Here is a 15,247-nt window from a genome sequence, read left to right on the forward strand (position 1 = left end):
CAGACAATCCCTGGACCACAGCGCTACAGCACCGCCGTGTGCGACCAAGCCAGCAACCCTCGATCTACCCGTGCGCTCAAACCTCAACAGCGCACCCCGTAAAACCACTGCCCAGCGGCTACGCCAAGCCCCCAATACAAACTGCCACCGCCCCACCCAAAGTGACCACCGGAGGGGTTCGGGGCGTGGTGCCTCACTGAGGGATCAAGCCTGACCGCCCGAAGTGAGGCACCATGCCCCGAACCCCCACCCAACGCCACCCGCGCAGACCACGTCAGACGTCGCGGAAATCGCGTAAAACGCAACCACCCACAAGCTGAAAGCCCGCGGGAGCACGCCCAAAGCGGGAAAACAAAAAAACGGCGACGCGGGAAAACCCCCGCGCCGCCGTTCAAAAAAGTAAGGCCGTCAGCCGACAAGCTGCCCATGATCACGCTGCGACCGCAGCATGATCATGGCGTGCTCAACAACCGTGACCAGGACATTCTTCGTCGACTCGCGTTCACGAGCATCACAGAGAACGAGCGGAACATGGTTCGGAATGGCCAGCGCCTCCCGAACCTCCTCGATCTCGTACTGAGTAGCCCCGTCGAAGCGGTTGAGCGCCACAACGTACGGAAGCTTACGGTTTTCGAAGTAGTCCAGCGGTGCGAACGCATCGGAGATGCGACGGGTGTCGACCAGGACGGCCGCACCCACCGCACCCTTGATGATCTCGTCCCACATGAACCAGAAACGAGTCTGCCCGGGGGTGCCGAACAGGTAGAGGATCAGGTCATCGGCCATGGTGATACGGCCGAAGTCCATGGCGACGGTGGTGGTCTGCTTACCAGGCACCTTCGACGGGTCGTCGATCCCGACGCCCGCCGCCGTCATGACGGCCTCCGTGGTCAGTGGAGTGATCTCTGAGACGGCGCCGACAAGAGTGGTCTTGCCGACGCCAAATCCGCCGGCGATCACGATCTTGGCGGACGTTATCTCTTTTCGCCGCTCCGGGCCCCCCGCTCGGTCAAAGCCTGCGAAGTCCACTTAGCACCCTTTCAAGGAGATCCATCCGCTCCTCATACGCTTCAACGGGAGCGGCACTGTGCAGGGTCAGCAGACCGTCGACCACCATGTCGGCGACGATGACGCGTGCGACACCGAGCGGCAGGCGGGCGTACGCGGCGATCTCCGCCAGAGACATCGCATTACTCTCACAGAGAGAGGCGATGCGGTGCTTGTCGTGACCGGCGAAGCGCGCCTCCTGCACATTGGCGACGCTTGCCGTAAGGATCGCCTCGACGGCGATGTCTCGGCGCGCCTCTGTGCGGCCACGAGTGACCGCGTAAGGACGGACCAGTGACCCACGTGGATCATTATCTGGTTGCACCATGACGGTCACCTCCTAGTAGCGCACTGCCCCGTTATCAGAACCATCGATGATATTAACTGCTATCCGGCGTGGCCGGGGGGTCATACCGAGTGACCCACGGCCTCGCGTGGGAGCGGGCGGAGAGCCGCACCGACCCGCTCCACGAGAAGCGCCATCTCGTAGCCGACCTGGCCCACGTCGCAGCTGCGGGCGGCCAGGACGGCCATCGAGCTTCCGTCCGAGATGGACATCAGGAAGAGATATCCGCTGTCCATCTCGATGATGGTCTGCTGGACGCCGCCGCCGTGGAACATGCGGGCGGCGCCCTCGGTCAGGCTGACCACACCGGAGGTGATGGCCGCCAGCTGGTCCGCCCGGTCGTGCGGGAGGTCCCGCGACGACGCGAGCAGCAAGCCGTCCGCCGACACGGCCACCACGTGGGCGATACCGGCGACACTGTCGGCGAAGTTGGTCAAAAGCCAACCCATGTCCTGCATCGCAGCTTGGCGGGTCATCCGTTGGTCTCCTTGGGGTTGGACTCGGCGTCGCCTTCGGCACCGGCGCTGCGGCCCCGGTGCACGCCGCGGTGGTACGCGGACAGCAGGCCACGAACCTCGTCGGGGGTACGACGGGATCGCTCGGCAGGCTTCGTCTCGACCCCACCGGGGACGAGCTGAGCCTGCGGCACGCGCTTCGGCAGACCGGACCGGGTCTGACCGCTGACCGCCGGCTTGGCGGCCTCCTGGGCCCGCTTCCAGCCGTCGTCGGCCGCGGTCCGCCAGGCCTCGTCACCGGGGGCTGCCGCAGGGGCGGCCACCGGGGCGGGGGTGACGGGCGCCGCGGGCGCCGGAGCTGCGGGCGAGCCGAACGACGACGCCGACTCCGTGCCGTACGAGGTCGTACGGCTCTCGGTCCGGCGAGGGGCCGCCGGCTCGGGCGTGCGGACCGGCAGCACCGTGGTGTCCGCGGACAGCGCGGACGAGTGGGCCACCGGAGCCGGAAGGGCCGCGGCGGGCGCCGGGGCCGGAGCCGCCGTGGTCGTGCCACCACCGACCGGCGGCGGCGCGTAGCCGGCCGTCGGCATGGACCAGACCGCGGTGTCCGCCTGACCGTGCGTGCGGAACCAGACCGCCTCCATCTGCCGGAAGATCGGCGCTTCGGCCTGCTCTCCCGGGGCTCCACCGCGCTCGAACGGGGCCGTGCTGACCCCGCCCGCCGATGCGGACATCGGGTGGACGGTGGCGGAGATGGTCTGCGCCTCGGGCGCCGAGGCGACCGGGGGCACGATCGGCGCCTGCATCGGCGCGGGCGGTGCGACCGGCGGCGGGGCGATCGCGGGGGCCGAGGCCGGAGCGATCGCCGCGGGCTGGGTCTGCCGCTGGCTCGGGAACGCGGAGCCGCCGATGGTCGGCAGCTGCTGCGTGGCGCCGTGCTGCGGCCGCAACGGGCTCTGGCCGGCGACCGGGAGCGCCTGGGTGGCGCCACCGGCGTTGACCTGGAAGTCGCGCGGCTGCTGCGGTGCGGGTGCCGGGTCACGCGGCGGGGTGAGCGTCGCCGTGCGTGAAGGAGTGAACGACTCGCCCCACGCGGGCGGTGAGCTGACCGGCGCCGACGGGCCCTGCTCGACTGCGAGCGGGCTGCGCGGGCGCGGCAGGGCAGGCTCGCGCCCACGGGTGCGAGGAAGCACCACCACACCGTGCGGGAGTGTCACTTGTGCGACAGTACCACCCTCCACATTGGGTCTGAGCTCGACTCGGATCCCGTAGCGGGAGGCCAGACGGCCGACGACGGCCAGACCCATGAGGCGGAACGCGCCGACGTCCACCGTGGGCGGGCTCTCGAGCCGCTGGTTCAGCGACTCCATCTGCTCCTCGGTCATGCCGAGGCCGCGGTCCTCCACCTGGATGAGCACGTAGTCCCGGACGCGCCGGGCGTCCGCGACCACCACCGTGTTCGGCGGGGAGAAGCGGGTCGCGTTGTCGAGCAGCTCGGCGACGAGCCGGACGACGTCGTTGACCGCGTGCGCGGAGACCGAGATGTCCGTGTCGACCGTGCCGAACTCGATGCGGTTGTAGAGCTCGACCTCGGACTGCGAGGCCCGCAGCACGTCGATGAGGAGCGCGTCCTCGCGCCGCGGAGGCGCGGAGTCCGCACCGGCGAGGACCAGGAGGTTCTCGTCGTTACGGCGCATTCGGGTGGCGAGGTGGTCGAGCTGGAAGAGCTGGGCGAGGCGCTTGGGGTCCTCCTCACCTCGCTCGATCTTGTCGAGCTCACCGATCATGCGGTCGACCAGCGCCTGCGAGCGGCGGGCCAGGTTGAGGAACATCGCGGAGACGCTGGTACGCAGCGCGGCCTGCTCGGCCGCGATCCGGACCGCTTCGCGGTGGACCACGTTGAAGGCCTGGGCGACCTCACCGACCTCGTCACGCGTGTTGAGGCGGATCGGGTCGCGCAGTTCCTTGACGATCTCGTCCGCGCCGCCCTCACCGAGGCTGCGCACATCACGGAGCCGGGCGACCGCGTCGGGCAGGTCGTGGTTGGCCACCGTCATGGCACCCTCACGCAGCCGCCGGAGCGATGCGTTGAGCGAACGGGCGAGCAGGAACGCGAGCGCGATGGCGATCGCCAGCGCGATGAGGACGGCGGTGATCTCGATGACCACCTGACGGACGACCGTGCTCTGCTCGGTCTCCGCGTCCCTGATCAGCTGCGCCTCGATCCGGATCTCGGCGTGCCGCATCAGGTTCGCCACCGCGCCGATCGCGGCGGACGCGGCGTCCGCGGTGATCTCGGGTGCGTCCGTCGAGGAGGCCGTCGTGATGATCGTGTTCGCGACACGGTCGGCGAACGTGACGGCATCACCGGTAATGGTGGTGTTGACCACGTTCTTCAGCTCGGTGTTCTCGGACGATGCGACCGAGACCTGCGCCTCCTGCTGCTCCGCCATGGTGGCGAGGAACGACGCGAGCTGCTCCTGGCCGAGGTTCCGGTTGCCGAGCAGCGAGACGTACGCGACCGCCTGCTCCTCCGCGGTGGCGTTCTTCGCGTTGGAGAACGCGAAGGACGTGCGCAGGGAGTCGGCTAGGTCACCCTCGCCGGCGGTCTGGCTGATCACCTCCAGGTAGGCCATCAGGTCGTCCATCGCCACGCCGTAGCGCAGGACGGCCGCCTGGGGTGTGGTCTTGGCCTGCGACAGCACGTCCTGGCGGGTGGTTTCCAGCCGGTCGATGTTGTCGTCGATGGCGCTCAGCCTGGTCTCGACGTTCGCGGCACTGTCGGGCAGATCGAGATCTGCCCTGGAGGCCTTGTACTTCGCGATCCGCTGATCCGTCGACGCGGTCGCGGCCGTGAACGCGTTCGACGCGTCGGCGTTGTTCCCGGCTGCGAGCAGGCGAGCGGCTGCCATCCGCTCGCTGTGCAGATCATGGGAAAGCGCCGAAACATCGGTGCTGAGCGCGGTCAGTGACCGCACCAGCCCCGCGTCCGCGGCCCGGTTGGTGCTGTCCCAGAGCCGCATACTTGCGAGCACGAGGATGGCGGCCACCGGGACCACGAGGATCATGGCGAGCTTTGTACGGATCCGGGCGTCGCGAAGTCGCGGCAGTCCGGATCGACGCGCGGGACGCGCGAGGTTGCCCAAATTCGCTTTGGGGTGCGTGCTCACGAGACCTCCGTCGTTCTCGTCCACGCGCAACCCGCCTTCATGACGGCATGGGGGGTGGGGTTGTCACACGCGGCACGATCCGCGATTTCACCAGAAGAGCCAGCGAATGGGAAGCCTCAGGTAGGCAGGAATCGGTCGGGGAGGACCGAACAACCGCTAACACTCACCTTGTGTGGAGTCGGTCTCACCGCGTTGAACTGCACGAATGACTCGTTGCGTGCTATTTATCACCGCAAAGTTATGCCTAATGCACCCCACCCCCGTCCGCATCGTGGGACAAAGTGTCCACGAACGAGCGTCTACTCCGGCTTGACCAGTAGACCGCTAGGTTGGCACAGTTCTCGCGTTTGCCGCCTCGTTCGCGAGGCGCACGTGAGCGCGCGCAGCCGTCGCTGCGCCGCGAAGAGGAGGACTGACCCTTGAGGCCAACCCGCGCCACGCTCGCGGTGGTCACCTCGGCCGCACTGCTGGCATCGGCCGCCGGATGCGATTCAGCGACCACTGAGGACACCGCCGCAACAACTATTCTCATCGCCGCTGATCTGGAGCTGACCGGTTCCGCTGCATCGGTCGGCAACGCCTACCGGCAGGCGCTGGAGCTGAAGAGAGATCAGCTCAACGCGGCCGCGGGCCCGAACGGTCTCAGGATCGAACTGGACATTAAAGACAACCGCTCCGACAGCAAACTGTCTGCTCAGAACATCACCCAGTTTGCCAACAACTCGAGCGTTGCGGCGCTCATCACAGGCACGTGCGCCGAGTGCTTGACCGCATCCCTGGAGACGATCAAGCAACGGAAGCTTCCGACGATCTCTCTGTCACCGTCGTCCGATGTGGTGACGCCGCTCGACGACTCACGTCAATTCGTGTTCAAGATCGCGTCGAATCCGCTCGACAACGCGTCCGCACTGGTGTCCGAAATGGAGAGCGCGGCAATCGATCGCGTCGCACTCGTCTGGACCGAGGACGCGTACGGCAAGAATGCACGTGACGCGATCGTCGGTGAGACCGGGGCCGCGGACATCCGCATCGTAGCCAACCGGCAGATCACGCCGGGCGACGAGAAGGTGGACACCGCCGTCGGCCAGGCGATCGCGAGCAGCCCGAAGGCCCTGGTGGTCGCCGCGCTGCCGGACCGCGCGCAGGAGGTGGTGATCAGCGCCCGCAACGCCGGTTTCGAGGGCCAGATCTTCCTGGACGCGGCCGCGGCCGGCGACCTGTTCCTGTCCAAGGAGGGCCAGGCCGCGACGGACAACGCGACGCTCGTCTTCTCGCAGACGCTCAGCATCAACGGCGTGATCGCGAACACGCCGATCAAGGCGCTGCGCCAGGCCTGGGCCGCGGAGTACACCTCGCGGTACGGCACGTACTACGGCCCGTCCTCGTTCGCCGCGGACGCGATGCAGATCATCGCGAACTCGGTGGACCGTGCCGGTGGCACGAACGGTGACGCGCTGCGCGGTGCGATCGAGACGGCCCAGCTGGACGGCCTCACCGGCCCGATCCGCCTGACGCCGACGAACCACTCCGGTCTGATGCCGCAGACGCTGGTCACGCTGGTCGCGAACGGCGGCCGCTGGCAGCTCAAGGCCTGACGCCGTAGAACGCAGAAGGGGGCCCGCCGTCCGGCGGGCCCCCTTTCGCATGCGTGTCAGGCCGAGGTCTCGCTGGCCCACGGCAGCAGCAGCTTCTCCGCCCACACGATCAGGTAGTACGACAGCACGCTCATCAGCGCGAGCATGAAGATCCCGGCGAACGCCAGGTCCGTCGCCAGCTGACTGCGCGCCGAGATGATCACGTAGCCGATGCCCTCCGCGCCGCCGCCGATGAACTCACCGACCACCGCGCCGACGAACGCCAGCGAGATGCCGAGCTTGAGCCCGGTGAAGAACTGCGGGAGCGCCCACGGCACCCGGACCTTCAGGAACGTCTTGATCCGGGACGCGTCCATCGACTCGGTCAGCTCGATCAGCTCGGCCGGCACCGACTTCAGGCCCGCCATCGTGGACAGCACCACCGGGAAGAACGAGAGCAGCACCACCACCAGCACCTTCGACTCGTAGCCGAAGCCGAACCACATCACCAGCATCGGGCCGACGGCGATCTTCGGGATGGCGTTGAAGCCGACCAGGATCGGCGAGATCGCCTTGTCGAGCGTCCTGGAGCCGGTCAGCGCCAGCGCCAGCAACACACCGACCACGATGGCGATGCCGAAGCCGAGCCAGACCTCCCAGAGCGTGAAGAGCGACTGGTCGATCAGGTACTCGGCGAGCGTGCCGGTCAGTGCCTTCACGGCCAGCTCCGGCGACGGGACCACCGACTCCGGCACGTCCCAGATCCGGACCGAGGCGTACCAGCCGGCTATCAGAATCGCGAAGGCGATCAACGGCAACACGATGCCGCTGATCTGCGGCCGTTTGAAACGCCCTGCGGCCTGCGTGGTCATGGAAACTCCTCTGTGGAGCACGGGGGCGAGAAACACGCGATCATGTCAAATCATGAGATATGACGCTATGTACGGGTGAAGTAGGCAGGGACTAGCCTGTGCGCTCAGAGTGCTCGACGACCGCACAGGAGAGGGCAAATGATCCAGCTCAACAACGTCTCCCGGACGTTCCACGGACGCCGCGGCACCGTGGAGGCGCTGCGGGGCATCAACTTGCACATCCGCGAGGGCGAGTTCGTCGCCATCGTGGGACGCTCCGGCTGCGGGAAGTCCACGCTGCTGCGCCTGATCGCCGGCCTGCTGCCGGTGACCGACGGCAACATCGTGGTCGGCGGCACCACCGTCACCAAGGCCCGGCGCGAGACCGCCATGCAGTTCCAGCGCCCGGCGCTGCTGCCGTGGCGGACCGTGCTGGGCAACGTGCTGTTCCCGACCGAGATCTTCGGCTGGAAGCGGCGCCAGCACATCGACCGGGCCCGCCAGCTGCTGGCCACCGTGGGCCTGGAGGGCTTCGAGGACCGCATGCCGCACGAGCTCTCCGGCGGCATGCAGCAGCGCGTCTCGCTGTGCCGGTCGCTGATCCAGTCACCCAAGGTCATGCTGATGGACGAGCCGTTCTCCGCGCTCGACGCGCTCACCCGCGAGGAGATGAGCGTCGAGCTGCAGCGCATCCACATGGAGGAGCGGACCACCACGGTCTTCGTCACCCACTCGATCGACGAGGCGGTGCTGCTGGCCGACCGCGTGGTCGTGCTCAGCCCGCGGCCGGGCCGGATCAAGGAGGTCGTCGAGATCGACGTGCCGCGTCCCCGCTCGCTCGGCCGGAGCGTGCACCTGGAGACGCTGGCGCGCCACCAGGCCCGTCTGCACGAGCTGCTGATGCACAAGGACGAGCCGGTCGCCGCCTGACGACCTATGTGGACACACATTCGGCCGTGCCCCGCGAGGGACACGGCCGAATGCTTGTGCGGCATGGCTCGATCAGGCCTTGGGAGCCAGATCGATCTTCACGAAGTCCGCCGGGGTCTTGCCCGCCGGGATCTGGTTGGCGCTCTCGAGCAGCGCGACGACCTTGGCCACGCGGGCCTCGTCGACGACACCCAGCTTCGGCGCGTCACCGATGGTGTAGACCTTCATGATCTCCATCTCGGCGGCCGCGATGGTGGCGTTACCGGTCGGCACCGCCTTGAGCAGGATGTCGGCCGACTCCTTCGGGTTGCTGTTCGAGTACTCGAGGCCCTTGAGCAGCGCGCGGGTGAACTTCTGCGCCACCTCGGGGTTCTCGTTCGCCATCTTGTCCGAGGTCAGCAGGAAGTGACCGTAGAGGTCGGTCAGCACGTCCGAGAACGGCAGCGAGACCGCCTTGCGGCCGTCCTTGGCAGCGCCCTCGATCAGCGGCTTGCCCACGACGAACTGGCCGATCGCGTCGACCTTCTTCTGGGCGAGCGCGCCGGCCAGGACACCGGCCTCGGTCGGGACGATCGTGACCTTGCTGGCGTCGATGCCCGCCGCGCTGGCGTACAGCGGGAACAGGATGGTGGTGGTGGCACCGGCCTGGTCGCCCATCTTCTTGCCCTCGAGGTCCTTCGGCGTGGTGATGCCGGTGTCGTCGAGGGTCATGATGCCGACCATGGACCGCTGCTGGATCGCGGCGATCGCGGTGATGCCCTTGGTCTTGCCCGAGCCCTTGGTCAGCATGTAACCGGTGGAGTCCACCGGCGCGAAGTCGGCGGTGCCGGTCTCCACGGCGGTCATGTTCTCGCCGGAACCCTTGCCGACCTGGATGTCGACGTCCAGGCCCTCCTCTGCGAAGAAGCCCTTCTCCTTCGCGACGTACGCGTAGGCCTCACGGCCGAACGTGTTGAATGCGGTGAGGTACGTCACCTTCGTCAGCTCGCCCGAGGCGTTGCCGCCGTCAGACTCCTCCGAGTTGGTGCAACCGGCCACTGCCACCACTGCCATGGCAGCAACAGCCGCCGCGAGCCCGCGGAAAGCTCTCATGGGTTTCTTGCCCTTCCTCCAGCCACCCTGGCTAGGCCATCTAGGTCAGGTGTGAGCGTTCCGGGCAGCTGTGGCATCAATGAAGATCCCCCTGCCGACAACCCCCGGCGTAGCGGGCAACAGAGTACGAGACCATCCGTTACCGGTCACCGGGGCATCGCATTGCGAGACGGCAACGAATTGGACAGTGTTGGTTTAACCACTTCTAAGGTGCGAGAACACCGAGATAGGAGCTAACCTCTCCGGCCATGCGGGTCTGCGTGTTCACCGAGCCACACCGTGGCGCCACTTTCGATGAGCTGCTGCGCGCGGCCCAGCATGCCGAGGCGGCCGGTTACCACGGCTTCTTCCGCGCGGACCACTTCATGCCGATGCACAGGTCGGACGGCTTCCCCGGCCCGACGGACGCGTGGGTGACACTGGGCGCGATCGCCCGCGAAACACGCACGATCAGGCTCGGCACGCTTCTCACTTCCGCAACTTTCCGTCACCCTGCGATTACAGCGATAACAGTCGCGCAGGTCGACGAGATGAGCAACGGACGCATCGACTTCGGTCTCGGTGCCGGATGGTTCGGCGCCGAGCACACTGCGCTCGGTATTCCTTTCTACACACCGCGTGAACGATTCGAACGTCTCGACGAACAGCTCCAGATCATCACCGGCCTGTGGGCGACACCGCGCGGCGAGCGCTATTCGTTCGACGGCAAGCATTACCAGCTGCAGGACGCGCTCGCGCTGCCCAAGCCGGTGCAGACGCCCGGCCCGCCGGTCATCGTCGGCGGCCGCGGCGCGAAGAGCACCCCGCGGCTGGCCGCGCTCTACGCGGACGAGTACAACGTCCCGCCGGACTCCGTCGAGAAGTGCGCCACGCAGTACGCGCTGGTCCGCGAGGCCAGCGAGAAGCACGGCCGCACCAAGCCCCCGGTCGTGCTCGGCGCCAGCGTCGCGGTCGCGTGTGGACGGACGGACGCGGAGATCAAGGAACGTCACGCGCTGATGCAGCAGGTCTCCGCACTCCCGTCGGAGGACGCGATCTACGGCCCGCCGGACAAGGTGATCAAGGAGCTGACCCGGTTCGCCGAGGCAGGCGCCACCAAGCTCTACATCCGGCTGCGCGACCTGTCCGACCTCGACCACCTTGACCTTCTGGCCTCCGAGGTCATCCCGCACCTTCCGTAACGATGCCCACTTCCGTAACGTGCCCCACATGGCCATTCGGACCTGGGGAAGGGTGCTGCTGACGTCACTCGGCGTGAGCATCATGGCCGGTGCGGGTCAACTCGGCATCGCGTACGGCTTCGGCCTGGTCCGTTTCGGCCGCGCGTTCACCGGCGGCGTCGAGAACCAGTGGAATGCGCAGCTCACCTGGGTCGCCTGGTGCGCCGTCACCGCGGCCGTCGCCGGCGCCCTGGTCGCGGATCGCGCCGCCCGCCGCCTCGGCCACGACGGCGGCCCGCTCGCGCTCGCCGGCATCGCCGTCGCCTCATCCGCCGGCGCCGCCACAGTGGCGCTCATCACCATGCCCGCCGCCCGCACCGCCATCCTCACCGCCGACGCCGACCCGGTCTCCGCCGTCGGCACCGTCGCGCTGCTCGGCGCCGCCGCCGGCCTCCCACTCGCCGCGCTCGCGCTCTGGCAGCGCGCCTACGCCTGGACGCTGACCCCGGTCGCCACCGCGGCCTGGCTGCTCGCGGTCGGCTCGGCCGCCCCCTCGTTCGGCCCCGGCGACGCCCTGCAGCCCATCCGCCTCGGCGTGCTCGACCCGGCCGCGCTGAGCACCGGCACCGTGCAGCGCCTCGCCGTGGTGGTCATGCCGTCGCTCGCGCTGATCGCCGGCGCCACCGTCGGCGCGATCGCCCGCCGCCGCGAGCACCACCCCGTGATCGTCGCCACGACCGGCCTGCTCGGCCCCGCGCCGTTCGCCGCCGCCTACCTGATCGCCGGCCCCGGCACCGCCGCCGACGCCTACCAGGCCGCGCCGTACTGGGGCGCGCTCGTCGCCGTGGCCGCCGGCGCGCTCGGCTCGATGCTCGCGCTGGTCGTCCCCCGCTCCGGCGAGGCCACCCCCCAAGATCAAGATCAAACGCCTTCGCCGGTACGCCCGGAGCCCTCCACCCCCTCCGCTCCGAGCCCGTCCCGGCCGCCCGCCGTTTCCGGACTCCCCACCGCTCCCCAAACCTCCACAACCTCCGGCCCCACCGGACCCGCCGGCGCGGCCGGCCCCGCTGGAGCCTCCGCCGCATCCAGGTCCGCCCGCTCCTCCGGGGCCTCCTCCACGTCCGGGCCCGCCCGCGCTTCCGGGGCCTCCTCCGCACCCGTGCCCGCCCGCGACTCCGAAGCTGCCGGACCTGCCAGCGCGTCCCAGCCCTCGTCTACTGCCAGGTCTGCCCGCACTTCCGGGGCTTCCTCCGCGTCCGCCCCTGACCGTGCCTCCGAAGCTGCCGGGCCGGCCAGCACGTCCAAGCCCTCGACCGCTCCCCGACCTGCCCGCACTTCCGGCCGGTCGGGCACCTCCGGCACCTCGGACATTCCCGTCCCTTCGGACGCCTCCGGGTCCTCGGGCCCCGCCGCCACGGCCGGACCCGCACGCGCTTCCGGAGGCGCCACGGCTTCCGGGCGTTCCGGGCAGGGATCGCCGCGGGCCGGTGCCGCGGATGCCGAGCCCACGGGCACCGGAACCCCGGGTTCCCCGCGCCGGGCGCCCGCCAGAGGACGCCGGACCCGCTCAGGTGCTGACGCCATTCCCGACCCGGTGAGGCGCGAACCGTCCGATACTGGACCCGAGGCACACGACACGGCCCGGACCTCGGCGGATCCGCCTGATCCTCGTACTCCGATAAGCTCCATCGGCTCGACCGGCACGGACAATCCGGTCAGCACAGAAATATCGGCCACCTCAGGGAAGCCAGACAGCCCGGAAAAAGAAGGACGATGATCTTCCCGGCACGGAACCCCACGCGTCCCGAGCCGCACTCTTTGATCTCTCCGAAGCCGGACAACGTGTTGTCTCCCAAGGAACGCAAAACGCAGGAAGAGGGCGGGAGCGGCATGTTCACCCCCGAAACGAACGGCGGCAACCCCGACCGTCAGGGGCACCCGTCTCTGTGGGACGACGCTGCCCCCGTACCGGGCACCGAACCCCGCCCAGACCCCGATCCCGGCCTGGACCCCGAGGACCACCGCGAGCCCGGCCACCACCCGGAGCCCGGCCACCACCCGGGTTCCGACCCCGGCGCAGACCTCGAATATCGCCCGGACTCCGAGAGCGGCGCGGATTTCCCGCCCCGCTCGGAGGGCTCGGTCTGGCCGCGCCGGTCCGACGCCCGCTCGGTCGGCCGCAGCGGCCTGGAGCGCATCGAGGAGCGCCGGCCCGCCGTCGCCACCGACGCGCTCCGCGCCCCCACCGGCGCATTCCGCCAGGCCAACTGGTCCGCCGCGTTCGGTGCCAACCAGCCCTGGGAACTCGACGGCGCCGACCGCGAGCCCACCCCCTTCGAACTCGCCGACCGCGCCCGACGCGCCGACGCGGACCGCGCACTGGCAGCCGGCGAGGGCACCGACGCCGACCGCGCGCTGGTCGCCGGCGACCCCGCCTTCGCCCATCTCACCGCGGACCTCCCCGCCGACACCGACGCTCCCCCCACGCCGGGCCACGACGCCGCTCCGGCACCCGCCGCACCTCCCGCGTCCCCGCCCCTCGGCGACAACCGATTCTCCCCGCCTACCGCGAATTCAGACTTCCCGGGACAGTCCACCGAATCAACTCTTTCCGGCCTCCCGGCTACCAACGAGCCCCGCGAGCCGATCTCCAGCGCCCCGGCCACCGCCGATCTCGCCACACCGGCCTCCGCCGCCCCCGCTGCGCACGAGCCCCTCGCACCGATCTCCGGCGGCCCGGTCACGGGCCATCCCGTCACATCGGTCCCCGGCGGCCCGGTCACAGGCGAGGCCGTCGCATCGATCTCCGGCGACCCGGCCACGGGCCATCCCGTCACCCCGATCTCCGGCAGCCCGGTCACAGGCGAGGCCGTCGCGCCGATCTCCGGCAGCCCGGCCACGGGCTATCCCGTCACCCCGATCTCCGGTGGCCCAGTCGTGGGCGAGGCTGTCGCGCCGATCTCCGGCGGTCCGGGCGCGGGCGAGGCCTTGCAGGACACGTCCGTTTCATGGGACAGCGGGCAGGACAGCGGTTCGGCACCTCAGAACCCCGACGATCGCGATTCCTCCAGCGACACCGGCCACACCATCACGCTGGACTTCGCGCCGCACGCCACACCCGTGGCCGACGCGCCAACCGAGCCCATCACCGGCCTGATCCCCCGGATCGGTCCGACCGGTCTCCGGGCGGAGTTCGAGGCCGGCCGTCGCGCCGCTTCCGAGGAGGCAGCCGCTTCCCAGGAGACCGCCGGGACTCCCGCCACCGCGCCTGCCATCCCGCCACCGCCCGCGCCCGGCCCGCCGCCCCCGATCCCGCCAGCCACGGTCCCGCCGGCGTCCGGCGCCCCGGTCTCCGGCGCCTCGGTTCACGGCGCCCTGGTTCATGGCGACTCGGTCCAGGATGACCCGGCCCACGGCGGAACTGCCTCCCGCGGATTCGACCACGCCGGGCCGGACACGTCCCGATCTGACGTCTCCGAGCCGGTTTCCGGTGGTTCCGTCCCTCACGAGCCCACCAACCTCGAACCCGACTACGCCAGGCCGGACACCTCCGGCGGTCTCGTCGCCAACGGCCCCGGCCATACCCGCTCTGCCTCCGACGAGCCGATCACCGGTGCTCCGGTATCAGGCGCGCCCGTCTCCGGCGCGCCAGTGTCAGCTGTGCCGGTATCCGGTGTGCCGATCTCCGGTGTGCCGGTATCCGGTGTGCCGATCGTCGACACGCTGACCTCTGCGCCCTTCGGCGTGGCCGTGCCGGTCTCGGATGCTCAGATCTCCGAGGCGCCCATCTCCGGCGCACCGATCCCGGGAGCGCCTGTCTCAGGGGCGCCTGTCTCAGGAGTTCCGATTTCGGGAGCACCCACCTCCGGCGCGCCCGTCTCAGGCGTGCCCACCTCCGACGCACCGATCTTGAGCGCACCGGTAACGGGAACGCCTACCTCCGGTATGACGAGTTTCGGTGAGTCGAACTCGCCAAGCCAGGTCTCCGGAGTGCCGGCGCCAGGAACGTCGATCGCCGGCGAGGTAAGGCCGACAAGGGCGGTGTGGGACGAGCCGGTCGACCCCGGGGCTCAGCCGACCGCGGTCCTCCCCGTCGTGGCAGCCCCGCAGCCGGTCGCAGCCACACCGGTCGCGGCTACGCCGACTGCGGACACCACGGCAGCTGCCGTTCCCGCAGCGGACACAACGACCGCGGACACATCGGCATCGGACGCGCCGGCGTCGGACACGTCGGCAGTCCGCCCCACGTCCGGGGCGGGTGTGACGGGCAGCGGCGGCGAGGCCGGGACGTTCGCGGCGGAGGTGAAGCGGCCGGCGCCGCCGAAGATCGAGCCGGAGTTCCGGGTGGCTCCGCCGGAACCGCCGGCCGACGACTCCCCCACCGTCCCCACGTCGATCGTGAGCCCGCTGACCGGTCAGCCGATCACGGGGCTCAGCCTCGGTGAGCGCCTGATCGCCGCGCGGGCCGTCGAGTCCACCGGCTTCTTCACGCCGCACGCGCCGCTCGGCGCGGACCCCGCCCCGCCCAGCCGGGACGACGACCCGCTCTCCTCCAGCGCATCCGGCACGGCGGACTACGCCGGCCAGGCGATCCGTCCCGATCACTCGGGCCAGGCAGGCCA

11 protein-coding genes are annotated in these 15,247 nt (G+C 69.6%); 5 read left to right on the top strand and 6 right to left on the bottom strand.

Annotated features, from left to right (window positions below; translation table 11 throughout):
• Positions 1–408 precede the first annotated feature (408 nt).
• From OP04_RS27765 to OP04_RS27780, 4 genes are all read right to left on the bottom strand, one after another.
• Positions 409–1,029, bottom strand: a complete 621-nt coding sequence (locus OP04_RS27765) for a GTP-binding protein (RefSeq protein ID WP_033342827.1) — start codon at positions 1,027–1,029, stop codon at positions 409–411.
• Positions 1,010–1,375 carry a DUF742 domain-containing protein gene (locus OP04_RS27770; protein ID WP_033342928.1) on the bottom strand — a complete coding sequence of 122 codons (366 nt, stop codon included), beginning with the start codon at positions 1,373–1,375 and terminating at the stop codon, positions 1,010–1,012. The genes OP04_RS27765 and OP04_RS27770 overlap by 20 nt, the downstream gene beginning before the upstream one ends.
• 80 nt (positions 1,376–1,455) lie before the next feature.
• Entirely contained in the window at positions 1,456–1,869 is a 414-nt protein-coding gene (locus tag OP04_RS27775; RefSeq protein ID WP_033342828.1) for a roadblock/LC7 domain-containing protein, read from the bottom strand.
• Positions 1,866–5,018, bottom strand: a complete 3,153-nt coding sequence (locus OP04_RS27780; protein WP_051799243.1) for a sensor histidine kinase — start codon at positions 5,016–5,018, stop codon at positions 1,866–1,868. Before OP04_RS27780 ends, OP04_RS27775 begins: the two co-directional genes overlap by 4 nt.
• Before the next feature lie 419 nt (positions 5,019–5,437).
• On the opposite strand from OP04_RS27780, the gene OP04_RS27785 reads away from it, so the two are divergent.
• Positions 5,438–6,613 carry an ABC transporter substrate-binding protein gene (locus OP04_RS27785; RefSeq protein WP_033342830.1) on the top strand — a complete coding sequence of 392 codons (1,176 nt, stop codon included), beginning with the start codon at positions 5,438–5,440 and terminating at the stop codon, positions 6,611–6,613.
• Between the two features lie 56 nt (positions 6,614–6,669).
• Here OP04_RS27785 and OP04_RS27790 read toward each other — a convergent pair whose 3' ends face one another.
• A complete protein-coding gene (locus tag OP04_RS27790) occupies positions 6,670–7,464 on the bottom strand; it encodes an ABC transporter permease (RefSeq protein WP_033342831.1) in 795 nt (264 codons plus the stop codon).
• A 138-nt stretch (positions 7,465–7,602) separates the two neighbouring features.
• Here OP04_RS27790 and OP04_RS27795 point away from each other — a divergent pair, with 138 nt between their 5' ends.
• Positions 7,603–8,373 (top strand): ABC transporter ATP-binding protein, encoded by a 771-nt coding sequence (locus OP04_RS27795; protein ID WP_033342832.1) that lies wholly within the window; start codon positions 7,603–7,605, stop codon positions 8,371–8,373.
• Positions 8,374–8,445: 72 nt separating this feature from the next.
• Here OP04_RS27795 and OP04_RS27800 read toward each other — a convergent pair whose 3' ends face one another.
• The gene (locus tag OP04_RS27800) at positions 8,446–9,426 is read right to left on the bottom strand and encodes an ABC transporter substrate-binding protein (protein ID WP_232323761.1); all 981 of its coding nucleotides are present in this window, start codon (positions 9,424–9,426) and stop codon (positions 8,446–8,448) included.
• 287 nt (positions 9,427–9,713) lie between these two features.
• Between OP04_RS27800 and OP04_RS27805 the strand changes: the two genes are divergently transcribed.
• The 3 genes from OP04_RS27805 (at position 9,714) to OP04_RS56855 (ending at position 14,587) form a co-directional block, all read left to right on the top strand.
• On the top strand, positions 9,714–10,646 hold the full coding sequence (locus OP04_RS27805) for an LLM class F420-dependent oxidoreductase (RefSeq protein ID WP_033342834.1): 933 nt from the start codon (positions 9,714–9,716) through the stop codon (positions 10,644–10,646).
• 28 nt (positions 10,647–10,674) lie between these two features.
• Positions 10,675–12,402 (top strand): hypothetical protein, encoded by a 1,728-nt coding sequence (locus tag OP04_RS50180; protein WP_051799202.1) that lies wholly within the window; start codon positions 10,675–10,677, stop codon positions 12,400–12,402.
• A gap of 1,921 nt (positions 12,403–14,323) precedes the next feature.
• The gene (locus OP04_RS56855) at positions 14,324–14,587 is read left to right on the top strand and encodes a pentapeptide repeat-containing protein (RefSeq protein ID WP_408606789.1); all 264 of its coding nucleotides are present in this window, start codon (positions 14,324–14,326) and stop codon (positions 14,585–14,587) included.
• Positions 14,588–15,247: the final 660 nt, after the last annotated feature.

This window comes from Catenuloplanes japonicus, assembly GCF_000717135.1.
Classification (GTDB): domain Bacteria; phylum Actinomycetota; class Actinomycetes; order Mycobacteriales; family Micromonosporaceae; genus Catenuloplanes; species Catenuloplanes japonicus.

Bases quoted from the DNA above. Each gene is read 5' to 3' on its own strand.
- OP04_RS27770 (WP_033342928.1), bottom strand. From the start codon at position 1,375: ATGGTGCAACCAGATAATGATCCACGTGGGTCACTGGTCCGTCCTTAC.
- OP04_RS27775 (WP_033342828.1), bottom strand. From the start codon at position 1,869: ATGACCCGCCAAGCTGCGATGCAGGACATGGGTTGGCTTTTGACCAAC.
- OP04_RS27790 (WP_033342831.1), bottom strand. From the start codon at position 7,464: ATGACCACGCAGGCCGCAGGGCGTTTCAAACGGCCGCAGATCAGCGGC.
- OP04_RS27795 (WP_033342832.1), top strand. From the start codon at position 7,603: ATGATCCAGCTCAACAACGTCTCCCGGACGTTCCACGGACGCCGCGGC.
- OP04_RS27800 (WP_232323761.1), bottom strand. From the start codon at position 9,426: ATGGCAGTGGTGGCAGTGGCCGGTTGCACCAACTCGGAGGAGTCTGAC.
- OP04_RS27805 (WP_033342834.1), top strand. From the start codon at position 9,714: ATGCGGGTCTGCGTGTTCACCGAGCCACACCGTGGCGCCACTTTCGAT.
- OP04_RS50180 (WP_051799202.1), top strand. From the start codon at position 10,675: ATGGCCATTCGGACCTGGGGAAGGGTGCTGCTGACGTCACTCGGCGTG.